General features: G+C 42.7%; 21 protein-coding genes. 10 read left to right on the forward strand and 11 right to left on the reverse strand.

From position 1 onward, the window contains the following. Positions 1-18 precede the first annotated feature (18 nt). The 3 genes from M3P07_RS03245 to M3P07_RS03255 all read left to right on the forward strand — a co-directional run bounded on the left by M3P07_RS03245 (position 19) and on the right by M3P07_RS03255 (position 1,879). Positions 19-672: a DUF2461 domain-containing protein gene (locus M3P07_RS03245; protein ID WP_249968460.1), complete on the forward strand. Its 654-nt coding sequence runs from the start codon at positions 19-21 to the stop codon at positions 670-672. An 82-nt stretch (positions 673-754) separates the two neighbouring features. After that, positions 755-1,339, forward strand: a complete 585-nt coding sequence (nudK, locus tag M3P07_RS03250; RefSeq protein ID WP_249968461.1) for a GDP-mannose pyrophosphatase NudK — start codon at positions 755-757, stop codon at positions 1,337-1,339. Between the two features lie 21 nt (positions 1,340-1,360). Then, entirely contained in the window at positions 1,361-1,879 is a 519-nt protein-coding gene (locus M3P07_RS03255; RefSeq protein ID WP_249968462.1) for a peptide-methionine (S)-S-oxide reductase, read from the forward strand. Here M3P07_RS03255 and M3P07_RS03260 read toward each other — a convergent pair. After that, positions 1,854-3,098 carry a D-alanyl-D-alanine carboxypeptidase gene (locus tag M3P07_RS03260; protein WP_249968463.1) on the reverse strand — a complete coding sequence of 415 codons (1,245 nt, stop codon included), beginning with the start codon at positions 3,096-3,098 and terminating at the stop codon, positions 1,854-1,856. The genes M3P07_RS03255 and M3P07_RS03260 overlap by 26 nt on opposite strands. A gap of 159 nt (positions 3,099-3,257) precedes the next feature. Between M3P07_RS03260 and M3P07_RS03265 the strand changes: the two genes are divergently transcribed. Further along, positions 3,258-3,458, forward strand: a complete 201-nt coding sequence (locus tag M3P07_RS03265) for a hypothetical protein (RefSeq protein ID WP_249968464.1) — start codon at positions 3,258-3,260, stop codon at positions 3,456-3,458. A 45-nt stretch (positions 3,459-3,503) separates the two neighbouring features. On the opposite strand, the gene M3P07_RS03270 is transcribed toward M3P07_RS03265, so the two are convergent. Beyond that, a complete protein-coding gene (locus M3P07_RS03270; RefSeq protein WP_249968465.1) occupies positions 3,504-4,445 on the reverse strand; it encodes a LysR substrate-binding domain-containing protein in 942 nt (313 codons plus the stop codon). A gap of 163 nt (positions 4,446-4,608) precedes the next feature. On the opposite strand from M3P07_RS03270, the gene M3P07_RS03275 reads away from it, so the two are divergent. The 3 genes from M3P07_RS03275 (at position 4,609) to M3P07_RS03285 (ending at position 10,709) form a co-directional block, all read left to right on the forward strand. Continuing rightward, a complete protein-coding gene (locus M3P07_RS03275) occupies positions 4,609-6,459 on the forward strand; it encodes a sigma 54-interacting transcriptional regulator (RefSeq protein WP_249968466.1) in 1,851 nt (616 codons plus the stop codon). A 176-nt stretch (positions 6,460-6,635) separates the two neighbouring features. Continuing rightward, entirely contained in the window at positions 6,636-7,187 is a 552-nt protein-coding gene (locus M3P07_RS03280) for an OsmC family protein (RefSeq protein WP_249968467.1), read from the forward strand. A 69-nt stretch (positions 7,188-7,256) separates the two neighbouring features. Next, entirely contained in the window at positions 7,257-10,709 is a 3,453-nt protein-coding gene (locus M3P07_RS03285) for a 4Fe-4S binding protein (RefSeq protein ID WP_249968468.1), read from the forward strand. 4 nt (positions 10,710-10,713) lie between these two features. Here the strand turns inward: M3P07_RS03285 and M3P07_RS03290 are convergent, their stop codons facing one another. Next, entirely contained in the window at positions 10,714-14,223 is a 3,510-nt protein-coding gene (locus M3P07_RS03290; RefSeq protein ID WP_249968469.1) for a tetratricopeptide repeat protein, read from the reverse strand. A gap of 107 nt (positions 14,224-14,330) precedes the next feature. Here M3P07_RS03290 and M3P07_RS03295 point away from each other — a divergent pair, with 107 nt between their 5' ends. Together M3P07_RS03295 and M3P07_RS03300 are read left to right on the forward strand one after the other, a co-directional pair. Beyond that, positions 14,331-15,380, forward strand: a complete 1,050-nt coding sequence (locus M3P07_RS03295; protein ID WP_249968470.1) for a serine hydrolase domain-containing protein — start codon at positions 14,331-14,333, stop codon at positions 15,378-15,380. Between the two features lie 107 nt (positions 15,381-15,487). Beyond that, a complete protein-coding gene (locus tag M3P07_RS03300) occupies positions 15,488-17,650 on the forward strand; it encodes a TonB-dependent receptor (RefSeq protein WP_249968471.1) in 2,163 nt (720 codons plus the stop codon). Between the two features lie 7 nt (positions 17,651-17,657). Here the strand turns inward: M3P07_RS03300 and M3P07_RS03305 are convergent, their stop codons facing one another. Together M3P07_RS03305 and M3P07_RS03310 are read right to left on the reverse strand one after the other, a co-directional pair. Then, positions 17,658-18,080, reverse strand: a complete 423-nt coding sequence (locus M3P07_RS03305; RefSeq protein ID WP_249968472.1) for a DoxX family protein — start codon at positions 18,078-18,080, stop codon at positions 17,658-17,660. Positions 18,081-18,179: 99 nt separating this feature from the next. Then, entirely contained in the window at positions 18,180-18,659 is a 480-nt protein-coding gene (locus tag M3P07_RS03310) for a GNAT family N-acetyltransferase (RefSeq protein ID WP_249968473.1), read from the reverse strand. Positions 18,660-18,973: 314 nt separating this feature from the next. On the opposite strand from M3P07_RS03310, the gene M3P07_RS03315 reads away from it, so the two are divergent. Then, entirely contained in the window at positions 18,974-20,734 is a 1,761-nt protein-coding gene (locus M3P07_RS03315; protein ID WP_249968474.1) for a PorP/SprF family type IX secretion system membrane protein, read from the forward strand. Between the two features lie 6 nt (positions 20,735-20,740). Here the strand turns inward: M3P07_RS03315 and M3P07_RS03320 are convergent, their stop codons facing one another. The 6 genes from M3P07_RS03320 to M3P07_RS03345 all read right to left on the reverse strand — a co-directional run bounded on the left by M3P07_RS03320 (position 20,741) and on the right by M3P07_RS03345 (position 26,097). Continuing rightward, entirely contained in the window at positions 20,741-21,352 is a 612-nt protein-coding gene (locus M3P07_RS03320) for an FMN-binding negative transcriptional regulator (RefSeq protein ID WP_249968475.1), read from the reverse strand. 159 nt (positions 21,353-21,511) lie between these two features. Beyond that, positions 21,512-22,381 (reverse strand): DUF4382 domain-containing protein, encoded by an 870-nt coding sequence (locus tag M3P07_RS03325; protein WP_249968476.1) that lies wholly within the window; start codon positions 22,379-22,381, stop codon positions 21,512-21,514. A gap of 213 nt (positions 22,382-22,594) precedes the next feature. Next, entirely contained in the window at positions 22,595-23,893 is a 1,299-nt protein-coding gene (locus tag M3P07_RS03330; protein WP_249968477.1) for a DUF418 domain-containing protein, read from the reverse strand. Between the two features lie 69 nt (positions 23,894-23,962). After that, positions 23,963-24,727, reverse strand: coding sequence for a hypothetical protein (locus M3P07_RS03335; protein WP_249968478.1), 765 nt, complete (start codon positions 24,725-24,727; stop codon positions 23,963-23,965). Positions 24,728-24,756: 29 nt separating this feature from the next. Continuing rightward, positions 24,757-25,269, reverse strand: a complete 513-nt coding sequence (locus tag M3P07_RS03340) for a nuclear transport factor 2 family protein (RefSeq protein WP_249968479.1) — start codon at positions 25,267-25,269, stop codon at positions 24,757-24,759. Between the two features lie 57 nt (positions 25,270-25,326). Beyond that, positions 25,327-26,097, reverse strand: coding sequence for a hypothetical protein (locus M3P07_RS03345; RefSeq protein WP_249968480.1), 771 nt, complete (start codon positions 26,095-26,097; stop codon positions 25,327-25,329). Positions 26,098-26,362 lie beyond the last annotated feature (265 nt).

Consider the following 26,362-nt stretch of genomic DNA (forward strand, 5'->3'; position numbering starts at 1 on the left):
GTCTCTTAATATCTGCACATGGACTTTTCAGCTTTATTCGACTTCCTTGGCAATCTCCAAAAAAACAACTCCAAAGAATGGATGGATGCTAACCGAAAATGGTATAAGTCCCTTCGCGAGGATTTTATCCTTTGGTTGGATGGATTGGATATGGCCATGGCACAAGTGGACGATGATTATTACCCAACGCCAGGTAAAAAAGGGATTAATCGAATCAATAATAATTTGATGTTCCATCCCCATAAACCTATTTATAAGGATCATTTTGGAGCAGGCCTGGACAAGGCACCCCATTCGGCGGATTTTTATATTGAAATAGGGGTAAAGCAATGCTTGTTGGCAGGGGGATTTTGGCGCCCGGACCCAATGACGCTGCGGAGTATTCGGGAAGGGATAGACTATAATGGGGAGGAACTACAGGAAATTCTTGATAAACCCTCCTTCAGGAAAACCTTTGGAACCCTCTATGAAGATGAAAAACTGACAAATGCCCCAAAAGGATTTGTCAATGATCATCCGCATATTCATCTACTTAGGAACAAAACCTTTGCTGTCGTCCATGAATTGGACCCCAAAGAAGTATTGAGTAAGAATTTTGATAAAAAAATTAAAACGGTCTATATGGAGATGCTCCCCTTTCGGCGCTATTTAAACAATGCTGCTTCTGTATAAAATAGTACATTGCCTCCCGCTAACCACTAACCACTAACCACTAACCTCTAACCACTAACCACTAACCAACAACCAATAGCCCATGAAAAATGGAAAAGTCAAGAACATAAAACAAGAATTGCTCTCCGATAATTGGTATACCCTTAATAAGGTTACATTTGAATACCACCGGGAAGATGGCGAATGGGAAACCCAGGTTAGGGAAGCCTACGACCGGGGTAATGGGGCTGTGATTCTATTGTACAATAAGGAAAATAAGTCCATTGTATTGACCCGGCAATTTAGAATGCCTACCTATTTGAATGGCAATACGGATGGCATGATGATCGAAGCCTGTGCCGGTATACTGGAAAAAGGAAATGCTGAACAGACCATTCGAATGGAAGTCGAGGAAGAAACAGGGTATAAAATCGACAAGGTGGAAAAGGTTTTTGAATCCTACATGTCCCCAGGTTCGGTTACAGAGATATTGTACTTTTTTATCGGAGAATATCACAAGGACATGAAAGTTAGCGAGGGGGGTGGGGCCGACGACGAAACGGAAAATATTGAAGTACTCGAAATGTCGTTTGAACAGGCACTTCAAATGATGGGCGCCGGTGAAATTAGGGACGCCAAGACCATCATGCTGTTACAGTATGCCCAAATACATAAGTTATTCGGTTAGGGGTTTTACGACCAATACCATATGGAACTCAAGAAAATTGCCTTGGGTGGAGGATGCCACTGGTGTACCGAAGCCGTTTTTCAATCGTTGGTAGGTGTGGATAAAGTGGAGCAGGGTTTTGTTTCCACGCAAAAGGAATTGGATGCCTATTCCGAAGCCGTAATTGTTCACTTTAGCCCCAGCTTGATTACATTACAGGATTTGATCGAAGTGCACTTGCATACCCATAAGAGTACTAGTAATCATTCCTTTCGAAAAAAATACCGTTCTGCCATCTATGCTTTTAATGAAATGGACCTTCAGCAATCTGAAATCCATTTAAGGGATTTGCAGAAGGGTTTTGAGGCCAAGTTGGTAACCCAAGTTTTTCGTTTTGGAAAGTTTAAGTCCTCCGAGGTCCAATTTCACGATTATTATTTCAACAATCCTGAGAAGCCGTTTTGTGAAACTTATATCTCTCCAAAATTGCAAGTGCTAATGCAAAACTTTGGCAAACTCGTAGACCATGGGAAAATCAATAAGTCCCATGAATTGTCTTAAGGGTTTCAAATATTTGCCTCCGGATTTCCTGTGAGGGAACTCTAAAGTGATTGTTCATAAAACTAAAAATCAGCAACTTCCCCGATTTGGTTTTAAGATAGCCACTAAGGTTGTAGTGGTTACCAAACGAACCGGATTTGGCAAAAATAAAAGGAGGGACATCCGTATGATTCCATTCCGCAACGGTTCCGGTAGCATCCCACATGGGGAAAAGTTGAAACAGTCGTTCTTCGGGAACTTGGCGGTGAAGTTTTTGAAGAATCTGTACCAAGGAATTAGGAGTGAAAAGGTTGTAACGGGAAAGTCCGGAACCATCCACCCATCGTGGAGGTAGGTGCAAATCTTTTAAGTCTCCATCCAACATATGGGAGATTGCTTTTTTGGTGCCAAGGGTGTCCGATAAGGTAGACGAGGCCAGCAGTAGGATTTGTTCTGCCAAAAAGTTATCACTTCGGTGCATCATCCTTTTATAAATGGAATCCATCTGCGCTCCATAAAGTACCTTTTTCTCAGCCTCAGGGAATTGTGGAACAGTGTGCACATCTTTTCCGGTAACCTCCGACAACAAATTCGTTACGACCTGGTCGTTGATCACAAAAGGCACCTCCAAGGTGTCCGCAATATTGGGTGGTAGATAAAACCGATTTTCAAATTCAGCTCTCCGGAATTTTTGCTTGACAATTTCAACATCATCCTTGAAAAATTTGGGAGACACCAAAATTTCAGGGGAACTGGATAGGGTCACTACATTGCCAAAGAGAGGTAGCGTACTTTTTTCAGGGGAAAAGTAAGTGTCGAAATCTTCCCATGCCCATCCTGGACCATAACGGTCTTCGGTGGCATTATTGGGATGCCAATAAAGAACGTTGTGTTTTTGTATCAACCCAAGAGCAGTACTATCCTTGAAAAAGGGATGTAAAAATGTAGGGTCACCTGTTCCCTCAAAATATAGGGTGTCGTTTTGCGAAACGTACTTTAGGGCCGGTACTTGCTCAGGCAATAACTGAATCCCGGTATAAAGGGTAACGATTTTGACATTACTGGCCGGGGTAAAATAGCGGTGTCCGTTGTGGTTGTAAATCTCCTTTTGGGTCTCTGCATTGAGGACGACCAATCCATGAAAAGAACTGTTGAGTGGCTCGGAATTTACCTTGGATTTAAAATGGGCGAAGCGGGATGAAGAGCACCCGGATAGCAGGAAAAGGACTACGAACGGCATGACTGCCAGATAGTTAACTACTTGATTGTATGAACGGTACATTTTGCGGTTCATCGATTTTAACACGAAATTATTTAATTTTTAACTCTGAGTCCATGCATAGCGTGTTGTTTTTTTATATTTTAGGAGGACAACCTTTTAATCCAAATCAAAATTTCTATGCCTAGAGCAATGTTAGATTACACCAAAACCGTCTTACAAAAGGTGAGTTTTGATGCTAAACTATTCGCTAAAGAACTGAAAAAAGCCGTATCAAGGCTACTACCAAGTGAAATTGAAGAACTTAAAATCTGGTTGCAATTCTTTATTTTGGATAAACCGGAATTACGACCCACTTTATTATTAGTGGAAGCAAATTAAAGAAGGCCGCGAAAGCGGCCTTTTTTTTTTTTATTCCTAGTGCCCTTAATTCTTTGACAAGGGACTGATAATCTTCACATCCTGAAACGCGATTGCACCCTTCACAATACTTGATATCACTTCCTTTAAGGCTTCCGTAATCTGTATCTTCAGTTCGCTCTTGTGATAAATAAGGCTGATTTCACGGGCAGGTGACGGGTTTTTAAAAGGCCTCAATTGTTGTGTTTTGGCTTTGTCCAGTTCCAAGGTATTCAGATAGGGGAGAAGGGTCATGCCCATACCTTCGTCAGAAAGACTGACCAAGGTTTCAAAACTTCCACTTTCAATTTTAAATTGCTCGTCCTTCATATTTTTGGGGGTCTTGCAAAGATTAATGACCCCATCCCGAAAACAATGGCCATCCTGGAGTAATAGGATGTCATTGACATCTAGGTCCTCAATTCCCAACTCTTTATGCTGGGATAGCCGGTGGTTTATTGGCACGTAACCCACGAACGGCTCATAATACAGCGGACGTTCCTTTATAAATTCAATTTCAAGAGGTGTGGCCGCAATTCCGGCGTCCAAATGCCCATCCAGAATATTGCGAATCAGGGCTTCTGTGGGCTGTTCCTTTATAATAAGGTTGACCTTGGGATATTTCTTTATAAAAGTATTGAGGAACATGGGCAGCAAAGTGGGCATAACGGTAGGGATGATTCCAATGGTAAAATCCCCGCCAATAAATCCCTTGTCTTGATCCACAATATCCTTAATGCGTTCTGCTTCGGCGACTATGTTCTTGGCTTGGGCCACAATTTTCTTTCCCACCTCGGTAATCATGATGGGTTTTTTTCCGCGATCAAAAATCAAAACATCCAGTTCGTCCTCCAATTTTTGCACCTGCATGCTCAATGTGGGCTGGGTAACATAACTCTTTTCCGCAGCCAAGGTGAAGTTTCGATGTTCGGCGACTGCTAGAACATACTGCAATTGTGTTATCGTCATCAATATAAATTTGTAAAATAAAAATATAAAAAACCATCAATAAAATCTATAGTGGAAAGAAAGATAAAACTGGCCTTTTTCCCCCGCAATCTTAATGGACCAAGGGAAAATTTAAATTTCAAATCTGTATATTTATTTTATTCCTAACCTTCATAGGGGAACAATGACCACATCCACACCCGACCAACTTGTAGATTTCCTTACCGGGGTTACCTTCTTTTCGGAAGTATCCAAACCTTCATTGTTGCAATTATGCAAAAATCTAAAGCAGGAACATTACGGAAAAAAGGACACCATTATCCAAAAGGGCGATGTGGGGGATGCCATGTATGTGATATTGGAGGGGGAAGTGAAGGTCCATGATAAGGACCACTTATACATTATGCTTTCCCAGACCGATTGTTTTGGGGAATATGCCCTTATTGATGACGAACCCCGCTCTGCATCAGTAACCGCGGTTGAGGATACCAGCTTGCTAAAGATTGAGACCAAGCATTTTGTGGAATTGATTACCACGGATAGAGGTTTTGCGCAAGGGATTTTGTCCGTACTTATCAAAAGGCACCGCGAATTGGATATCATACAGGAACGTTTGACTGTTTCTAAACGGGAGTTGGAATTGGCCAATTCCAAAATGATGGGCTTGATAAATGGGGCCATGGATGCCATAATCATGTTCGATAGTAACTTCAGAATACTAGTGGCCAACGATTCGGCCAAGGAAGTCCTGGAGAACGAAGATGTTATCCAAAGAAACATTCTGTTCTTTTTGGACGAGGCGGGAGCCGACCTATTGGAATCTTTGGTCTCCGCGGATTTGTCCGGGAATGGAAAAGGGATGAATACCTATCTGCCCAAAGTGGTGAAGGTTATTGGCTCAGATGAAAGGGAAACCTTAAATGAAGGAACGATTAGCCGTTATGGGAACGATCAGAGTACTTTTTACACTTTGATTCTTAGGAATATTGAAGAACGCTTGCAGGCTGAATCCAAGATCACTTCCCTTACCAACCAGACCAAGTACTTACAAGAGGAAATTAAGGAGTTGACCAGTGGCTATGGGATAATTGGTCAAGATAAATCCATGATAAAAGTGCTTAACCTTATTGAGCAAGTAGCCCAGACCAGGGCGACCGTATTGATTCAGGGGGAGACAGGAACCGGAAAGGAATTGGTGGCAAGGGCCATTCACTTGGCAAGTGAACGCAGTGAAAAACCCTTGATCCGAATAAATTGTGGGGCTATTCCGGAAAATCTTATAGAAAGTGAACTATTCGGACACGAAAAAGGCGCCTTTACCGGGGCCACGGCTAGCCGAAAGGGAAGGTTTCTCTTAGCAGACAAAGGAACCATATTTCTTGATGAGATTGGAGAATTGCCATTGGCCCTTCAGCCCAAACTGCTCAGGGTTATCCAGGAGGGGGAGTTTGATCCTGTGGGAAGTTCCACAACGGTAAAGGTGGATGTGCGCATCATCGCCGCCACGCATCGCGATTTGTTCGAATTTTCCAAAGAAGGTAAATTCAGGGAAGACCTGTTTTATCGGTTGAACGTTTTTCCTATTCAAGTTCCCGCCCTAAGGGACCGGGGAACCGATGTCTGTTTAATCGCCAACCAAATGGTACTGCAGTATGGTAAAAAGCTTAATAAAGAGGTAGGGCCATTGACCGAACAACAGGAAAACCTTTTCCTTGACTACGATTGGCCTGGGAATGTAAGGGAACTGCAGAACCTCGTAGAGCGTGCCATCATAGTATCTCAAAGTGGCGGGGTGGATTGGTCCAGCATCATTCCAAATCCCAATCGAACCCAAAACCCAATGCAGGAAACGCAAACCGAGCAAATCTTTACCGCCCAAGAATGGATGGAACTGGAGAAGTCCAATATTTTGAGGGCCCTGAAGCGAACCAACTGGAAAATTTCCGGGGAAAAAGGAGCAGCTGCACTATTAGGATTAAAGCCTACAACCCTCACTTCCAAAATAAAGGCCATGGGTATCTCTCGGCCCGTCTAAATTCACGAGATTTCATAAATCTACTAACGATATTTCGTTAATTAGCGAAATATCGTTAGCATTCCATGCTTCTGATTTTGATGTAATAAGCTGAAATTCATTTGATTATAAGTTTTGGCACGCCAAATGCATCCTTTATGGCAAATGCGAAATAATTAATCTTAAAAACAAAAAAAATGATTACAACAGCAAACATTAAAAACGGAGTAAACGTAGATCAATTGGTAGATACTATCAATGCAGTACAAGGAAACCCAGAATTGGCCAAATTCGAATTTAGGGCCAAGAACAATTGGATCACTGGAGGACATTGTGTAACCAGTGCTAAAGGATTCTACGGTGTTGGACAAGAAGACACCACAAGACAAGAAACTTTTACCATGGAGTGTGATCATCCAAGTGTTCTTTTGGGTGAAGATAAAGCTGCAACCCCAGTTGAAGTTGTTCTTCATGCATTGGGATCTTGCCTTACTGCTGCAATGACTTACCATGCTGCCGCCCACGGTATCGACATCGAGGGTATGGAATCTACCTTGGAAGGTGGTATCGATTTGCAGGGATTTTTGGGATTGGATCCTGAAATCAGAAAAGGATACGATGGTATAACTGTAAAGTTCAAAGTGAAGTCTGATGCTTCTGAGGAGCAATTGAGAGCCTTGGCGCAATTCTCTCCTGTCTTTGACATTATCAGTAATCCAACTCCAGTATCTATTGAGTTTGAAAAGTAAGAATGAAACAAGCCGCCGTTTAGGCGGCTTGTTCACTTCATTTTTGTAAAAGTGACAATCCCTCCCAAAATGAAAAGTCAGCAATACATCACCGTAAATGGAAATCAGGCAGTGGCCCATGTAGCCTATCGTGTTAACGAGGTCTGTGCCATTTATCCTATTACCCCATCCTCCGAAATGTCCGAATTGGTCGAGGCATGGAGTGCAGATGGGCAAGAAAATATTTTTGGTGATGTTCCTTCTGTATTTGAAATGCAGGGAGAAGGAGGGGTGGCCGGGGCCATGCACGGATCGTTACAAACTGGTGCCCTGTCCACCACCTTTACAGCATCCCAGGGTCTTTTGCTGATGATGCCGAACATGTACAAAATTGCCGGGGAACTTACCTCTAATGTAATCCACGTGGCCACTAGGTCGGTTGCGACCCATGCCTTATCGGTTTTTGGAGACCATAGTGATATTATGGCGGTAAGGAACACCGGATATGCATTCTTAGGGGCGGCATCGGTACAAGAAGCCATGGATTTTGCACTGATATCACAAACAGCAACCTTGCTTTCCAGAATACCCTTTGTACACTTTTTTGACGGCTTTCGAACTTCACATGAGACCTCAAAAATTGAAAAAGTAACGGATCAGGTCATAAGTGCCATGATCCCACAAGATATTGTAGCTGCCCATGCCAATCGGGCGCTAAACCCAAACACCCCTGTAATTCGGGGAACTTCACAAGGACCGGATGTGTTCTTTCAAAGTAGGGAGGCCGTAAATCCATTTTACAATGTCTGCCCCAATATAGTCCAGGAACAAATGGACAAATTTGCCCAACTTACCGGAAGGCAATACCATTTATTCGATTATGTTGGACATCCAAAAGCGGAACAGGTGGTCATCGCCATGGCTTCGGCCACCGAGACCGTGGAGGAAACTATACTTCATTTAAATTCGAAAGGCGAAAAAATTGGACTGATAAAGGTTCGATTGTTCCGACCTTTTAGCACGGATCATTTATTAAATAGCATTCCAAAGACCTGCAAATCCATAGCCGTATTGGATCGTACCAAAGAACCTGGGGGAACCGGGGAGCCACTTTATTTGGATGTATTGCAATCCGTGGTGCATAAGGGGCATTCTAAATTTAAAAGCACCCCCAAACTTGTTGGAGGGCGCTACGGTCTTTCTTCTAAAGAGCTAACACCTGCCATGGTCAAAGCTGTAGTGAACAACCTAAAAAGAAAGCAGCCCAAAAACAATTTCACCATTGGAATTACAGATGATGTAACCCAATTAAGCTTGGAATTTGATTCCGATTTTACATTTTCCCAGGGTAGCCATCAGGCTTTGTTTTACGAAACCAAGGAGGTGGGCACCCAACACCATTTCAATTCCATCTTAAAATTGGTAGGGAACAACACGGATCATTTTGTTCAAGGGTATATGGAATGTGACTATAAAAAATCAAATTCCAGAAGTGTCGGAAACTTGCGTATTGCCAACAGCCCTATAAAAGCACCGTATATGGTTGATAAAGCAGATTTTGTGGTTTGTGGGTCCAGCAAATTTGTGGAACAGGATTCTGCCATTGCAAAACTTGTTGAAGCGGGTGCCCTGTTGGTTAATTCGAACTTAGGACCTGACGAATTTTGGATAGGCCTTTCGGATGCAATCCGGAAAAATATCCAGAAAAAGAACATAGCGGTTTATCTCGTGGATTTGGAAACGCTTCCAGAAACAATCAGCGTCAACGGCCTTGCAGTTTCAGCCTTGCACGCTTGCTATTTTGCAATGACCGACCATTTGCCTAGCCATCTATTTTCCGATGAGGTAATGGGAAGGATCAGAAAGGTAGAAACCGATAAGATCCATCAAGAAGAACAGCCTTTGGAGATGGATGCTGAATTTGCAGACACTCTTTTGGGCAGATTACTTGCGGGGAAGGGCGATCAAGTTCCTGTTAGTATGCTTCCTGTTGATGGTACTTTTGAAACGGGCACTTCCAAATTCAACAAGCGGGATGCAGATCACGAAATCCCTGTTTGGGACAAAGATCTGTGTATTCAATGCGGGGTTTGCAGTATGGCTTGTCCACAAGGGGCAATTCGAGTCAAAGCTTATCCGCGGGAAATACTAAATGGCGCTCCGACGCAATTCAAATCAACACTTTTTCTAGAAGGTATCGAGGGCTTTGATTTGCTCAATTACACGGTTCAGGTGAACCCTGATCAGTGTACAGGTTGTAACAATTGCGTGGATGCATGTCCTGCCAAGGCATTGACCATGAAAAAATCAACCTTTAAACAAGAAATTGAAAAGAAGAACTGGGAATTTTTCACTTCGATTCCCGAGTTCGACCGCACAAAGATTGATAATAACAAAGTGGCGCAACAGCAGCTTCAAGAGCCCTTATTTACCTATGCCATGGGGGTCGATGGGTGCGGGGAAGCGCCCTATTTGAAAGTGTTATCGCAACTTTTTGGAGATCGGATGTTAGTGGCAAATGCTACGGGTGCCAGTTCCATTTTTGGTGGGGCATTGCCCACCACGCCATGGTCAAAGAATGGTGCGGGTAGAGGTCCGGCTTGGTCCAATTCCTTATTTGAGGACAACGCAGAATTTGGTTTAGGATTTAGACTGTCCCTTGATCACAAGGAAAATAGGGCTAAAAACCTACTATCAAAATTGTCGGACCAATTGGAGGTTGGTTTGGCAGATAAAATACTACATGCTTCACAGCGAACAGATCAGGAGATTTCAGAACAACGAGTGCGTGTGGAGCAACTAAATAAACAACTAAACAACCTAAATAACAACGATGCCGAAAAACTCTTGGAGGTTTCGGATCATTTGATCAAAAAAAGCATTTGGATTGTGGGGGGCGACGGCTGGGCCTATGATATTGGTTATGGGGGATTAGACCATGTCTTGGCATCTGGCAAAAATGTGAACATTTTAGTTTTGGACAACGAGGTATATTCAAATACCGGGGGACAAATGTCCAAAGCAACGCCCTTCGCAGCCAAAGCAAAATTTGCCGCAAAAGGAAAGCAAAAACAAAAGAAAGACATGGGACTTTTAGCGATGGGTTATCCTGATGTTTACGTGGCCTCTGTAGCCATTGGAGCTGATCAAGAACAGACCTTAAAAGCTTTTGTCGAAGCCGAACAACACGATGGCCCTTCAATCATCATTGCATATTGCCACAGTCCGGCACATGGAATAGATATGAAGAATCCATCACAGTACCATAAAGCCGCGGTCGATTCCGGTCAATGGATGCTCTATCGGAGAGACCCTAAAAGCATAAAGGCCCTGGAATTGGATTCCCAAGAACCCTTTCTTCCCATCCAGGATTATTTGAGAATGGAAAAACGGTTTGAAAATTTGTTTGATCAGCATCCCTTGCATTATGCCGAATTGATTCAAAAAGCGCAGCAGACTATCGATGAAAAGTATCGCGCGTACAAGGTCAAAAGCTCAAGGCTAAATGCTTCGGAAGTCTTTGAAATCGCACAATTGAATTAGCCCATTACTTCTCGTGCATTACCGTGACGGACTGCCAGTTGCCGGGAGCACCTGAAATGGCATAAATATTCGCTTTATTTTGAAAATAAACGGCGACCGTATCTTCTGGATTTTGGGCAAGCACTTTTTCAAAAAGCTTGGCGGCTTCCTCAAACTGCTGATCAAAGAACAGCTTTACTCCTTCGTCGTAATCTTTTTTGGTCTTTAGTTTCAAGGAAATGCTTTCCACCGAATCCCCATCGATACATTCATAGATTCCCATCACTTTCTGTTTGCCCTTGACCTTGACCTTACCCAGGTACCTAAAGTTAAACCCACTGGAATCCTTCATAGAGGTCAAACAACTCTCACTAATAATGATGTTGGCGCCATAATGCTTGGTTACCCCCTCCACCCGTGCGCCGCTGTTTACAGTATCGGCGATAACCGCAGGATCATTTCTTTTGGTATCTCCGATGATTCCCATGACCAGGGGGCCGGAGTGTAGACCCATACCTACTGTTATGGGTTTATATCCCTTTTCCTCAATTCTTCTTTTGTTGTAGAGGGCCAAGGTACGTTGCATCTCAATGGCTGCATCGAGGGCATTTTCGGGTTCATCGGTAAACAATGCCATGATTCCATCTCCCAAATATTGGTTTACAAAACCTTTATTTTCCTTGATAATGGGACCCATTCGACCTACGTAGGCATTTACAAACTTGAAGTTCTGGGTTGGGGTCATGCTCTCGGCCAAAGTGGTGTAATCCCGTATATCGCTAAAAAGTACAGTCACATTTTTTTCTACGTGATCACCCAATCGTACGTCGGTAATGGATTCTTTTCCAACAGATTGCACAAACTCTAGAGGCACAAACTTGGAAGTGGCCCTATGTATGGTGTTGAGGTTTACATGGGTGCGGATACGGCTCAACAATTCGTTTTTGGAAAAGGGTTTGGTCAAGTAGTCATTTGCGCCGGCATCAAAACCTGCCACCAATTCATTTATCCGATTTTTGGCGGTCAACAAAATAATGGGCAGTTCGCTTGCCGGTATATCTTCTCTAATTTTTTTGCAGACCTCGTATCCAGAAAGGCCGGGCATCATTACATCCAGGAGAATTAAGCTAAAGTTGGTCCCGGAATCCAAGATTTTCAGGGCTTCTTTACCAGAACTTGCCTCAAATATGCTGTAGCCGGCCACGGTGAGATGGTTTTCCAAAACCCGTCGGTTCACAGGTTCATCGTCTACGATCAAAATATTGATGCCCTGCGTATCCAGCTTGGGTTTATCTTCGGCCAGTAGCTCTTCTTTGTAGGTGTTCAAATTTTGTACAAAATCCATGGAAGCATCAAATTTAGCCTTCGTTTTTTTGCGTTTTTCAGCGCTTATGGGAAGGGTGAAGGTGAAAATGGAACCCTTACCTTCCTCCGAAGTCGCCTGAATGGTTCCCCCATGCAATTCTACAAGTTTTTTGGTTACAGAAAGCCCCAGGCCGGTTCCACCATATTCCCGTTGGGTGGAGCCATCGACCTGTTCGAAGGAATTGAAGATGGTCTCGAGCTTGTCCTTGGGAATACCGATTCCTGTATCGGAAACCACAACCGACAACATATCGTTTTTGGGTTCGGCCAGCAAGGTAATATACCCCTTGGGAGTAAATTTTATGGCATTACCGAGGAGGTTGTACATAATCTGTTGGAGTCGGTTTTCATCGGCATCCACTAAGACCACTTCCTTTGGAATGGAGTTGATCAATTTCACCTGCTTGCCCTGCAACAGTGGCTTGGACAACTGCAGTACGATGTTGGCCACGGCATAGATATCCACCGGTCTTTTGGAAAGTATCAGGTCCTTGTTCTTCAATTTGGAAAAATCAAGAATGTCATTGACCAAATGGGACAATCGTTTTCCGCTGTTGGCGATCATATCCAAATTTTCAATGGCCTTTGGCGGCAAGGCCCCTGCAATTCCATCCTTTAAGGATTCGGTTAAACCGATAATACCCACAAGCGGGGTTCGCAGTTCATGGGAGGTATTGGCCAAAAATTCATCCTTTAATTGGTCAATTTTCTGAAGCTCGCTAACCCTTTGTTTTTCAATTTCTGTTCGCTCACGCTCCTCCAAGATGGCACGCTTTTTTTCCTCGTCTTCCCGTTTTACCCTTTGGGCGTGTCGGTATCGGTTAAAGGCAAACAATAGAAAAAGGACAATGGCAACGGCTACTCCTATAATAATGTTTCGAAGGGTGGCCTGTTGTTTCAGCTGCAATTCAATTATTTCAGCATCTTTCTCCAATGCAGTTATGGCATCTTGTTTTTTTTGGGTGTCGAAACGTACTTGCAGCTCCTCAATTTGTTGGGATTTTGCCTCATTGTATAGGCTGTCCTTTAGGCTTACAGATTGGTTTTTGAAGGTGAGGGCCTTCTGAAAGTCCCCTTTTTTTTCATAGAGATTGGAAAGGAGACCATAATTCGTTTGCAGTTCGGATTTTGCTCCAATTTTCCTTGAAATCTCTATGGCAGTAATCAAACTTTTTTCGGCCTGACCGTAGTTGCCCGATTCCAAATGGACCTTTCCTATTTCGGTATGGCTCATGGAAAGCTCGCGTTGTAAACCTAATTTTTCCCTAAGCTCCAATGCTTGTTTTTGATAATTCAGGGATTCACCGAAATTCTTTTGGAAGGCATATACTTTACCAATGGCTGCATAATCGTAGGCAAGACCCCATTCGTTTTGGGTTTCCAGATCAAGTTCCAATGCCCTTTGAAAATGGCCGAGGGCCATGTCGTAGGCTTCCATTTGTAAATGTGCGTCTCCAATATTGTACAGACAATTGGCAATTTCTCCTTTATCGCCCAACTGGGTGAAAATGGTCATGGCCTTGGTATAGGTCTCCATGGCCTTTTCTTTTTTTCCTGTTTTTTTTAGGACCTCGCCAATGGCGTTCAAGGTGGATGCCTCTCCAAAACGATCACCCTCATCCTCATAGATTTTTAGGATGTCGTAGTAGATTTCCAAACTTTTTTCAAAGTCCCCAAGATCATCCAGGGTCAATGCTTTTTGATACAGGCCATTGGCCATTGTAAAAGGTTGGTTTCTGGACTCATAATAATCCAGATAATTTTGGATATGGTTCAAGGCCTCCCCATAGTTGCCCCGCTGTCTTTCAAGAACAGCATATTGATAATGGGCCAATTGGATTCCCCCATTGGAATTAATGCGTTGGCTAATAGTATGGAAGCTATCAATATGCTTTTCGGCCAGCTCCAGGTTCCGGCTGTTGTTCAGATACTGCCAAGAAATGTTTTTTAAAACCTTGATTCGCGATGAGTCCTCTTTTACGGTCTTATAGTGTTTTTGAAGACTATCCAGTACGCTGTTCTGTGCGCCCAGTTGTGCGGCCGCAAGGCATAATACTATTAGTATGTATAGTTTTTTTTTGATGGATGTGGTTTTGATGGTTGATAAACAGGTAATTAAATGTAGCGTTTTAAAAGTTAATGTTCCAAAAACCATCACTTCAAACTTCAAATTAAGCTATAGCTTACGATAGTGCGCTTTTGCATATTATAGAGTTGGCATGTTTTTTGAAAGCTGTCATTCAGTGTTTTACGTTGCTTACTTAAATGTATCAAACCATGTTTCAATCCCTTTTTCGACTATCTGTTTTATGTTTGATTATCATCGGATGTAGTAAAAACAATCCCGACGGCGATAATAACCTTCCTGATAACCCGGAAAATTCCATAAAAAATGGATTGGATACGTCCTTATTGGATATTGCTGCGCAAAACGCCTCCAAAGCCGAAAATTTTCAAGCCTTGTACATTGTTAAAAATGGTGAGGTTATGGTTGAAGAATACTTTAATGGGAATGCATCGGATACAAAATTTCACCTTCGTTCAATTACAAAGAACATAACCTCAGTTTTGGTTGGAATAGCAATTGAGGATGGGGTGTTGGATGGATTGGATTATGGTATCAAGGAACTGTATCAGGATTTATTGATTGGAGAAAAGGAATCATTGACCATTAGGAATCTATTGAATATGACTGCTGGACTGCCCTGGGACGAACAAACCGAAGTGCTGGATTTGATTGAGGGAAGAATGTCAAATCCAATTGAAAATCTTCTTTCAAGAGCACTTGAATCCGAACCAGGCAGTACATTTAATTACAATACATTACTTACTCATCTTACAGGTGAAATCATTGGCAGAAAATCAAACAGTTCGATGGCAGATTATGCAAATTCCAAGTTGTTTATACCTCTTGATATTGGTTCATTTGAATGGGAAAAAGATTTGGAAGGCAATGTTTGGGGAGGAACAGGATTGCAACTAACCATGGAAGACTTAGCAAAATTTGGGCAATTGTTTCTTGATAAAGGTCGTTGGGACGGGGAACAACTTGTTTCACAAGAATGGATAGAACAATCTTCCACAGTACAATTGCAAATTCCCCAATCAAGCTCTGGTTACAGTCTACATTGGTACGTGGCCGATAATTTGGACAAAAAAGTTGTTTTTGGTCAAGGTTATGGAGGACAATATCTGATGCTTATTCCTGATGAAAACATGATGATTATTGCTGCCCAGGAACATTTGGTAACGTATAGTCAGAATACCCAACAATCAAACAACTTCCTGAACAATGTATTCCCCGTGATTTATCAATCCATTCAATAACTTTCCATATTTCGGCAATTCATCACCAAAAATCCACAACTGGGTATATAGGATTGGTGTTGGCTGGGTTTTGATGGCATTTTTGGACCATCAAACAACGAACAGTCATGAAAAACCGAATCCTATTTTTCCTTTTTGTTATCCATCTAACTGCTTTGATGGGGCAGACCACAGTGTCTGGAACCGTTACGGATCATAAAAATGTCCCTATAGCAGGCGCCAATGTGTATTTGGAGGGAACTTATGATGGAGGATCCACTGGAGAGGATGGCACTTTTGAATTTGAGACTACTGAAACCGGAACCCAAACCTTGGTCATTTCAATACTTTCCTATGACCCACATTATGAGGTTGGGGACGTGTCCTATTTTAAAGACCTGACCATTGCATTACAGGAATCGATAAACGCCTTAACCGGAGTAACCCTTACTGCTGGGACCTTCGAAGCTGGGGACAATTCCAAAGTATCCGTTTTGAAGCCTTTGGACATCGTGACGACGGCAGGAGCCGCAGGGGATTTTGTGGCCGCTTTACAAACCTTGCCAGGAACCACCACCGTAAATGAAGATGGTCGCCTGTTTGTTAGGGGCGGGGAGGCCGGAGAGACCCAGGTATTTATAGATGGCCTTCGCGTTTTCCAACCCTTTAACGCCACGGCCAATAATATTCCAACCCGGGGTAGGTTTTCCCCATTTTTGTTCAAGGGAATAACCTTTAGCACCGGGGGGTATTCCGCGGAATACGGGCAGGCCTTGTCCAGCGTGCTGCTCTTGAACACCACGGACGTTCCCGTCCAGGATAAAACGGATATTTCTGTCATGTCCGTTGGTGGAGGCTTGGGGCACACCAAAATTTGGGGCAATGAATCCTTGAGCATCAATACCAACTACATCAACCTGTCCCCCTATGAATCGTTGATTCCATCTACCCAAGGGGTGCGATGGAATAGTCCTTACGAGTCCGTTTCCGGCGAAGCGGTCTTTCGGAGTAAGCGGGACAAAAGTATATTTAAGCTGTACACGGGTTTTAACCATGCGAAATTGGATATTGAACAAGAAGACATCAACTTTGAGGACTTTGTTCGCTTTGGGTTGACCAACAACAACCTATATTTCAATTCTTCCTACAAATATTATTTCGACAATGATTGGAGCCTTAGCACCGGAGGTGCCATTTCTTGGGACACCAATACTATTGGTCTGCAAGGGAATGCAATTGAAAACAAGGAAACTGCATCGCATTTTAAAGTAAAGGCCCGTAAGAACTTCAGCAGCAGGTTTAACCTGAATTTGGGCGCTGAATTCTTTACTACCAATTATGATGAGACGTTTTCGACTCCAGAAAACTTCTCTTTCGAAAATAAGATCAAAGACCGCTTATGGGCCGGATTTTCGGAAGCGGACATTTTCTTGAGCAACGCCTTTGCCATGAAATTGGGGGCTAGGGTGGAACACAGTTCGCTCTTAAATCAATTTGAGCTGATGCCCAGGGTTTCCTTGGCATACAAACCTGGTGACAAGGGGCAGTTCTCTCTTGCTTATGGCGATTTTTATCAGAACCCGCTAGCCGAGGTGGCTAAATTTGGACAGGCCCTAGGGTCCGAAAAAACCTCCCATTACATCTTAAACTATCAACGAACAGGAGATGGGAAGACCTTTAGGGCCGAAGCGTATTACAAAGACTATGACAACCTCGTTAAATATGACACCGAGCTGCCTCAGTTCAACTCCAATTTTAATAACGCTGGAAGTGGATATGCCACTGGGTTGGATGTTTTCTGGAGGGATAACCAAAGCATTAGCCAACTGGATTACTGGATTTCATACTCCTATTTGAACACAGAAAGGGATTATCGAAATTTTTCGGAAAGGGCAACCCCAAACTTTGCCCCGGAACACAGTCTATCTGTAGTTACGAAATATTTTGTGACCAAATTGAGGTCCCAAATAGGGATGTCGTATTCGTATGGTTCTGGAAGGCCCTATGATAATCCCAATACTCCGGATTTCTTGGCTGAAAAAACTAAGGCCTATAACAATTTAAGTTTCAATTGGGCCTACCTCATTGATCAACAGAAGATTCTCTACTTTTCTGTGAACAATGTGCTTGGGTTTAGAAATGTCAACAATTATCAATACTCGGACACCCCCAATGTAGATGGTATATTTGATAGACGGGCCATTACGCCCGCGGCGGACAGGTTCTTTTTTGTGGGGTTCTTTTGGACCATCAGTACCGATGGCCGAAGCAACCAATTGGACAACCTTTAGTGGTGGATCATTGCTGCATCTTTAGATAATAATCTGCTGAATGCTTTCCAGAACCATACACCACAAAGAAAATACAGACCAACAAGGTGATGGTTGCCAAAATAAGGTTGGTCGTATTCATCACCCCAAGGAAATTGGTTAACACGGCACCCACAAGAATGGGCAGTTGTGCCAAGGCGGCCCAACGGGTAAGCAATCCTACAACAATCAAAAATCCACCAACAAAATGGGCGGGGGCAATGTAATGTAGCAGAATCATACCTCCAGGCATATCCTGGAAGGGCCTAACCACCTCTGCCATTTGCTCATGGTTGGTCATAAATTCCACGCCTTTCATAAATAGAAAAACGCCCAAAGCAATACGGACAAGATCAAGGGGATAATAGGTATGGGCATTGGCCCATTTGTTCAATCTTTTAACGGTTCCCATGGCTTTAACTTTTAAGATGACTCTTATAAGTTACTCATTTTTAACGGGATGTAAAAATCAGAGGGAGCATATCATCAAGGATATTTTTTGTGGTTGAAACTAAGATTTAGACAGATCCAGCTCCATTTGAATATCGCTGCGTTCGTATGGGGAACTTGCCCCAACGATTTCGACAAAACCAAGTTTTCGATATAAATTCAAGGCAGGAAGGAGAATGCGATTGCTCTCCAAATACAGCCGTTTGGCTCCCAACGATTTGGCCTTTGCAATAATGTGTTGCCCCAATAATTTTCCAATTCCCTTTCCCTGGGTATGTGGGGATACACCCATTTTGGCCAGCTCAAAATCGAAACCGTCACGATCGCTTGGAATTAGGGCGCATACCCCTACGGCTTCACCATTTAGGAGGGCTACCCCTATGTACCCCCCTTTATCAATAATGTATTCTCTGGGATGGTTGAGTGAAATTCTATCCATTTCCTCCATCTTGAAATATTTCCTGATCCATTCTTCATTGAGCGATCTAAACGCATCTGAATAAGCATTGGAGAAGGGAACTATTTGTACGGTATTGCTCATTATGCTATGAAAAATGCTAAAATTGATTGAACAATAAAAGTACTATGAATTGCCAAAATTTCCGAAGGTGGGGCGACCCTTATTTTTGCAAAATAATTAGCTAATAAGCTCGTTTTTAAAGTGTTGACTTGTAAATTGTCGCTTAAAGTATGCAGTTGAACGATAAAATTGGTTTTTTACCGATAATATATGTAATATTACAATTAAGTTAATAGTAAAACTCTTACAAGAATCCCAAATCTTGCTAATGAGAACCAACAAAACACACAAACCTGTACCAAACAGGCCCTTTAACCTACTAACACCATTTGGCTATGGAAGTACAACTACCCCTATTCTCCCAAAGCAAAAATTCAGCACCCTTTAAGTACGTCGTTTATGTACTTTTATTCTGTTTGCTTGTTCCCAAATTGAGCGCGCAGGAAAGCAATCCGTACGTGAGTTATGATGTACCCTTTCAAAATTTGCTGAAATTTAATCGCTTCCTGATCAATCCCACATTTTCTTCGGTTCGTGAAGACAAGTCTTATGTGAACTTGTTCCACCGAAGTCAGGGAGCTGATTTTAATGACAATAACCAAAACTACTTTTTGAGTTATAGCGGCCGACTAAATGATCGGGTCGGTCTGGGCGTAAGCCTTTATAACCAGCAAGAAGGCGTTATCTCCAACTTGGGGATCATGGCCAACTATGCACATGGCATCCAATTGGGACAAAAAAGTAAATTGAGTTTTGGGGTGAACATACCTTATTATGTGAGCAGTTTTGATCCCGACAGGGCGGTTGCCTTGGATGATGACCCCATCTTGAACTCCTCCACGCAGAATTCGATTATTTCCTTTCAGCCCGGATTAAACCTTTCTTTGGGCAAATTTGATTTTGGGGTATTCGCCCAAAATTTAGTGGATTATAACATCAAGACGGGAAAATCCTTAAGCGAATTCAATGAAAAGACGTTTTCCGGACATATCCAGTTTGCCCATGATTTTGAAAACGCTGCCGGGATATTTGAAGACGGACGCTTGTTACCTTTGGCGAGGGCCAGGTTTGAAGCTGAACAAGACCCCATTTTTGGAGGAGGACTGATTCTGGATCTTCCCAAACTGGGTTGGATTCAAGGCGGATATGATCAATTCTACGGAGCCTCTGCCGGTACTGGGTTCAATCTAAACCGGAGACTTTCCTTTGGATACAACTTTGAAAAGAACATCAACAGAAACCTTTCCTATCTAGGGGTCACCCATGAGGTGTCCATTGCATTTTCATTCGTGCCCAGCATGTCCCGCAACATTTTGGCCTCTAATGAAACACCAGAGCGCAAGCCTATCGAGGGAACTTTTATAGCCGATATCAAGGAGAGTAAAAAGGAAAAGAAAAACAAACTGAACGCAAAAACCACTTTAAGACCTACCAACAAAGAGGATTTGGCATTCTGGGAGGCGCAAGTCAAAGAGTTAAAGGCGCAACAGGAAGATAACTACGCCGTGATCAATGAACTGATCTTTAAAATGGACTCCTTAGAGCAGAATCGACAAAGGGATTTGGAAAAACGCTTTGAGATGGTGATGCGCATGGTCAAGAGACAGACCGATAACAAGAGACCTGATATAGAACAACAAGCGCAAAAGCTTTATTTGGCGCAAAGCACGGATTTGGATTCTTTGGCAAGCGCAATGAACAATACTAGCGTGGCAGCAAATTCCCCCAAGCCCGAGAAAGCGGCCAAACCTAAGGGAACCTTTACTGGGGGAGCCTATAAACCTATCGAAAAATTCATCAACTTGGATGGGGTAGGGAAGGGCCACTATATCGTTGCCAATGTGTTCAAGAACGAAACTTATTTAAAAAACTTCATGGCGGACCTTAAAAAGCGCGGTTTGGAAGCGAAGTATTTTAAAAATCCAGACAACGGGCTCAACTACGTTTACCTGGCCAAATATGAGGAGAACGAACTCGCCTATGCGGCCTATCGTTCGCAAATGGAGGGCGAATACAAAGGTGAGCTGTGGATAATGCATGTGGATAATCCGCGATATTCCAATTGGGCGGATACCAAGTTCCAGGACAACGAATAATTGGTGCTAAGGGTTTAGCTTCTTCATTTTTTTAGAAATGGCTTTACTGCCGGCATCTTCCCTTTGCCCGAGCTCCTGTATGATTTCTGCATGATCTTCAGGTCTGCCCTGGGACAGCTTGTATGCCGCCTGGATATCAATGATCTTAATTTGAAAGCCGACAACTCCCTTGACCTGCCTTAAAGTCTTGGGAGATAAATCGTTTAGGGACAAGGGTTTTTTTGAATCTTTTTCATACTTGTCCACCAACCTGTGCAAGGACGCCATAGTGCCCGATTCATCCAGAATTTTCAACCTACCGTAAATGTGAACTGCTATATAGTTCCAGGTAGTTACCTCTTCCTCTTGGTACCAAGAAGAAGAAACATAGGCGTGGGGTCCGTTAAATATGCACAACACCTCGGCCTCGTCTTGGAATGCCTTCCATTGCGGATTGGCTTTGGCAAGATGGCCCTCTAGTAGATGGGCGCCGTTGTCGTCGGTCCAAAGCTCTAGGGGAAGGTGCGTGGCCCAGGGTTTGCCCTCCAGTTGGTTAATTAGTATACCGAAACTGTTGTGTTTTAAAAATTCCTTGATTTCCTCAAGGTTCTCGTTTTTATAAATATGGGGAATGTACATAATACTTCTTCTTCAGGTTTTTTGGTTCAGTTGTGATGTTGGAGATTAAGTCGAATTGACTAACAGATCAAGAGCAACTGCCCTTCGAAGTTACAATGGGATTTAAAATAAAAAAAGCGGACCTGAGTCCGCTTTTATATATTGATTGCCATAAACTTTTCAATTCTCGGGATCTTCGATTACTTCCTTTTCCAATTGAAAATCCTGTATGGTCTTGTTCGCAACCACAATTTCCACATCAAGGGTGTCGCTGTTTATGTAACCCTCCAAAGCCGAAAAAACCTTATAAGTCCCAGCTTCCAATCCCATAATGGTATACTTTCCATCAGCATCGGTGAAACCCGAGGTGTTGAGGGTATCAGCTGCCCAGACCGAAATTTGTGCTCCCTCCAGCGGTACTTCGTTTTCGTCTTCCCATGTGGATACCAATCCGGTTAGACTTCCTGCTGTGGATATGTTGCATGCCTTAATTACTGGTTTGAAATTGAAACCGTGGATTCCATTTACGGATTTTGTATTTCCTTTTGCGATAAAGGAACGACTAACGTCAAAATCCAACAACAAATCTGCAGACAGGCCTCCCGCTACAGTAATCCCGGGTTTAATAAATATCTTGATTCCAGTTTGTTCTCCACTAGGAACTTTTAAATCGAAAACCCTACCATCCGTTAGGACCACATTTACACCTCTAACATAAACTCGCACCAAATCGTAAGTTCCCACCGGAACTTCAATATCGGCAAGCATCTCAGTTGTTCCGTTGGTAAGTTCTAGTAGATTCACATCGATTTCATCTTCCATAAGGACAACAAATGGGGAATCGTTACCATTTTCCATGTCATCATCATTTTCATCTCCTGCTTCGCTGTCTTCATCTTCGTGATCATCGCTCTTTCGTGCCTCCACTTTAAATATTGTGACATTAGCTTCTGCCACAAGCTCAAATGGAAAGGGAGCATCGGTTAACTGGACTGTCAATCTACCCATTTTATCTGCATCTGCATTGGGTTCCCCGGTGCAGCTTGCCATTAGAAAAGTTAGCGATAACAGTATTAGGGTGCAAAACTTAGTGTTCATAACTATGGGGTTTAGTTAATTTTTTATAACCTACTGAAAATTAAGGGGTAGGGGTAGGTCAAAGATGCCAAGAGCTACCCAATAATCATAAAATTCCACGAATTATTCGATGAACTACCGTAGTTTTTAATCCTATTCTTACAACCAGCTGGACAATGTAATACCTTAAGTATTTTTGAAAGGCTGTCTTTTCTTATATGTCAAGGAACGCCAAAGCCATTCCGCAGGTCCAAATTGGAAATATTTGAACCAAATTGGACTATAGATCAACTGCACAATCCATATACCGCCAACAATATAATAGAGTTCATGTCTCTCTAGTTGACCGAACAGTGAAAAGCCGAAGCCATAAAACAAAAATGCTGCAATTATGCTATGCACGAGATAATTCGTCAACGCCATTTTTCCAACCGCTGCCAATGCGTTTTGCAGAAATCTTAGCATCCCAGATTTAATAAATAACATAAACAGCCCAACATGACCTAGCGTTGTGAACATCCGACCAAGCTGATAGGTCAGTCCAGCTTGTGAATTTGCCATAACGTCAAAATTTGCGCCGACCAGCAGGCAGGTTTCATAATAGTTGACAGAAAGACCAATTAGGTAGCCTATCACTGCCATTAGGAGATAATACTTGGTGGTTCTTTCGCCATGGAAAATTCGCAACTTAAAAAATGCCATTCCTATCAGCATAAAGCTCATAAGGTCCCATGGCCAATATCTGTAAACGAACCAAGTTTGAAAAAGTTGATTGGTCTTGACTTTGCTTTTTACATTGGACCAATAACCTTTTTGTCGTTTATCAATTTCTTCCTGGACTTCTTCTGGGGTTTTCTTTTTTCTCTTCTTTTCCCATTTATCCAAGGCAGTTTGTTGCTTTTTGGTAAGCGAATCCCCAGTTTTCTGAATTGCAATAGCAGCCAATCCTTCTTCTTGTGTCACCAAGGAATTTTGGTAATCCGAGGAGTCCCAAAGCATGCCCAATAGTAAGAGAACTAGGCCATAACCAATTAGTTTCTTTGGAGTTGAATTTCTAAATGGAAACAACATCAAACCAAAGATGGCATAGGGATATAGAATGTCACCTTCCCATAAGAAAATGTAAACGTTGATGATTCCGAAAAGGAGTAGCCAAAGTAATCTTCGATAATAGATATCTGCGGTAATAATTCCAGCTCCCTTATTTTGAAGTCGAGAAGTAAGAAGTATCACCCCAGCACCAAAGAGCAAGGTGAACAAACCTCTCATGGTGCCCTCGAAAAGCATGTTGTTCACTACCCAAACATAAAGATTGGCCCCATCGGAGCCACCCGCAACCGAGGGGTCTCCATAGGCAAATGGGAGGCCCATGCCATTTATGTTCATTAATAGTATACCTAAAAGGGCAATGCCGCGGATAACATCCAGGGAATTGATGCGGTCTTTCTTTTGGATTGGTTTAAAATTTTGGTTTGAAGTGGTCATATTTTGGTTGTTAAAGGTGAAAACATAAAAAAGGGGCGATGAACGCCCCAATTCTAGGTTGGTTTTATACTATTGCCGATTCGCAGACTCTACGGAACCGTCCGACCCGCTTAGATCCGGTCTAAATACCCAAAGTTCTTGTATGCTCTGATGGGTGGTGTCATCAAAGGCCGAAAGAAAATCCTTAAAGGACCCTTCTCCGTGGACCTCTTCGTACCATTGCGGAAATTTGTCTTCCCGAGACATCCACGAACTTTTATCATAGAAGTTGACCCAGGCCATATCCCTTCCATCAGCATTGGCGAGTTCGTTAAAATACACGCCCCATTGCTCGTTGCCGTCCTTAGCCTTGAAAACCTCGGTTACCTTATCCAATACTCCCGAAAACTCAGGCCCCTTAAATCTTTTAATATCCAGCATAAACACCGCCAAATTTTTAAGGGTAAAATCCTGGGTGAAATTGGAACGCCTTGTATCTAGTTTCCAATAGGTAACATCGGATTCGGCCAGGGCGTTGGCAGCCACATTCTTGTTCCAATCGTCGTTGTGTCCGTTTTCTCCCTGTGGGGCATTGTCCATGGCGCTCCATGGATTTGGTCCCATGCTCCAAATATATTTACCAAAGTTCTTTCCACTCATTACAAAGAATACATTCGCTTGAAAAGGTCCTTCGGAATGGAATTTTTTGTTGTGTGCCGCCAATCCCGCCTCAAATTCTGAAATTTTTTCTGGATGTGCCGTTAGCATAAGATTGGTGAACATCCCGTACTCCTGTACCTCTTGAGCTGATATCATTAAAGGTATCAGCAGTGCTACTAAAAATAATTTTTTCATTGTGTGTTGGTTTATAGTGATACTTACTTTTATTCTTCTTGGGACTCTTCCTTAGCCATTTTAGCAGCTTCTTCCAGCTCCCTAAGTGTCAGCACGATTTCCGTGGGATCCCAATAACCGTATTCCCGTACTATTTTTCCATCCACAAAACGGTAGGTGAGATGTAGTGGAACTTTAACTTCCTTACCATTGGCCGCAAGGGTCCCTTTCCACTCCACCCAGCAATTAACCCAGGTTTCTCCCTTATCGGTGACCACCATTTCAAAATCTTGATCTTCTGGATTGAATCCCCTGCTGGAATAATTGGCATCGGTTTGTTTGTGGTATTCCATAGTCTCGGAAGGTGACATGCTCTTCGAACTGTTATAGTTGGTTTTAGAGGTGTCGGCATACATACTGGTATCGTAGCTCTTGCTATCGTAGTTGGCCAGCAGTTTTTTTACGGTGTCGATTTCTGGAGAGTTTTGGGTATATCTCGTGGGGCCTTGGTTGCAGGCTGCAAAAAGTGCAACCACTAAACCCAATACATATAATTTTTTCATTGTTTGTTGATTTTTTTGATTAAAAAAACCGCACCAAAATGGATGCGGGATTAAAAATTATTGTGGTGTATAGGCAAGGTCTGATCTCATTTCACCGGTAATTTCTTCCATTTTGGTCACATGTTTCAGCACCTTTCCGAACACAGCTTGTGCCTCTGGCCCAAGGAGTTTATCGTTGGCCTCACTGTTCATTTCAAAAGTAGTCCCATCCTTGGCGGCAACTGCAACCATGTAAAAACTTCCCATAGTGCCAAATGCACTTCGGTAAACGCGATAATGGGTTTTGGAACCCTTTTCCTCAAACATTTTTTTAACGGCTTTCATTCCTTCTTTCATTCCTGCCATTTGTGCTGGGGTGGTGTGTAGGTAAAAGAAACGTCTGTAATCTTGGCCTTCGGGTGTCTGGGTTATACCACCTGGCATATAGGACAAACTTTTGTCGAGAACAATTACATAGTCGCCATGGGCCGTATAACAATCGTCCATGTCATCGAACAATTTGTCAAATGTATCTTCTCCCATTTTCTCCCGTAGGGTGCTAAAACCTTTGTTTGCCTTGGAAATGTCCGATAGCGAATCGATTGGGGAAATAAACAGATATCTAAAGTCATCTGTTTGTGCAGCAATCCAGGCCAAGGTTTGGATATTGTGCTTTTTGCATTGATCTGAGAGTTCCTTCGTTGCTTTTTCGTACTCTGCGACCATGGAGGGCATTACCCGGTCTTCATGGACCCAAAAGGCTTGCGTAGTTTTTTCCTGGGCGAATACCGAACAGGAGATTGCTGCGGCGAAAATAGTCACCAACAGCTTTGCTGATAGTTGTTTCATAAGGTTGAAATTAAATGTTGCTATTATGTTGAATTAGTCACAAAATGGATAAGCTACAACTTGCTTAATCTCAACCAACATGTATCCGCCTGCCTTTTGCAAGTAAAGGGCCTACTTCTTAGGGGAACGGATAGGGAATGAAGAAGTGTAAAATGTTAAATTCCCAACCCTTTAATATAGTAAAAAACTGGTAATGAATGTATTAATGCTCTAACATTCTAATAAATGTTAATAAAATGACTAGAATATGACGCTTTTTCCTACA

Source organism: Flagellimonas myxillae (assembly GCF_023502235.1).
GTDB classification, from domain to species: Bacteria; Bacteroidota; Bacteroidia; order Flavobacteriales; family Flavobacteriaceae; genus Flagellimonas; species Flagellimonas myxillae.

Excerpts from the sequence above, each read along its gene's own strand:
- M3P07_RS03295 (WP_249968470.1), top strand. The coding sequence starts at position 14,331 with ATGTTTCAATCCCTTTTTCGACTATCTGTTTTATGTTTGATTATCATC.
- nudK (WP_249968461.1), top strand. The coding sequence starts at position 755 with ATGAAAAATGGAAAAGTCAAGAACATAAAACAAGAATTGCTCTCCGAT.
- M3P07_RS03325 (WP_249968476.1), bottom strand. The coding sequence starts at position 22,381 with ATGGCAAGCTGCACCGGGGAACCCAATGCAGATGCAGATAAAATGGGT.
- M3P07_RS03260 (WP_249968463.1), bottom strand. The coding sequence starts at position 3,098 with ATGCCGTTCGTAGTCCTTTTCCTGCTATCCGGGTGCTCTTCATCCCGC.
- M3P07_RS03245 (WP_249968460.1), top strand. The coding sequence starts at position 19 with ATGGACTTTTCAGCTTTATTCGACTTCCTTGGCAATCTCCAAAAAAAC.
- M3P07_RS03315 (WP_249968474.1), top strand. The coding sequence starts at position 18,974 with ATGGAAGTACAACTACCCCTATTCTCCCAAAGCAAAAATTCAGCACCC.
- M3P07_RS03340 (WP_249968479.1), bottom strand. The coding sequence starts at position 25,269 with ATGAAAAAATTATATGTATTGGGTTTAGTGGTTGCACTTTTTGCAGCC.
- M3P07_RS03310 (WP_249968473.1), bottom strand. The coding sequence starts at position 18,659 with ATGAGCAATACCGTACAAATAGTTCCCTTCTCCAATGCTTATTCAGAT.
- M3P07_RS03280 (WP_249968467.1), top strand. The coding sequence starts at position 6,636 with ATGATTACAACAGCAAACATTAAAAACGGAGTAAACGTAGATCAATTG.
- M3P07_RS03270 (WP_249968465.1), bottom strand. The coding sequence starts at position 4,445 with ATGACGATAACACAATTGCAGTATGTTCTAGCAGTCGCCGAACATCGA.
- M3P07_RS03320 (WP_249968475.1), bottom strand. The coding sequence starts at position 21,352 with ATGTACATTCCCCATATTTATAAAAACGAGAACCTTGAGGAAATCAAG.
- M3P07_RS03275 (WP_249968466.1), top strand. The coding sequence starts at position 4,609 with ATGACCACATCCACACCCGACCAACTTGTAGATTTCCTTACCGGGGTT.
- M3P07_RS03330 (WP_249968477.1), bottom strand. The coding sequence starts at position 23,893 with ATGACCACTTCAAACCAAAATTTTAAACCAATCCAAAAGAAAGACCGC.
- M3P07_RS03345 (WP_249968480.1), bottom strand. The coding sequence starts at position 26,097 with ATGAAACAACTATCAGCAAAGCTGTTGGTGACTATTTTCGCCGCAGCA.
- M3P07_RS03265 (WP_249968464.1), top strand. The coding sequence starts at position 3,258 with ATGCCTAGAGCAATGTTAGATTACACCAAAACCGTCTTACAAAAGGTG.
- M3P07_RS03335 (WP_249968478.1), bottom strand. The coding sequence starts at position 24,727 with ATGAAAAAATTATTTTTAGTAGCACTGCTGATACCTTTAATGATATCA.
- M3P07_RS03285 (WP_249968468.1), top strand. The coding sequence starts at position 7,257 with ATGAAAAGTCAGCAATACATCACCGTAAATGGAAATCAGGCAGTGGCC.
- M3P07_RS03255 (WP_249968462.1), top strand. The coding sequence starts at position 1,361 with ATGGAACTCAAGAAAATTGCCTTGGGTGGAGGATGCCACTGGTGTACC.
- M3P07_RS03305 (WP_249968472.1), bottom strand. The coding sequence starts at position 18,080 with ATGGGAACCGTTAAAAGATTGAACAAATGGGCCAATGCCCATACCTAT.
- M3P07_RS03300 (WP_249968471.1), top strand. The coding sequence starts at position 15,488 with ATGAAAAACCGAATCCTATTTTTCCTTTTTGTTATCCATCTAACTGCT.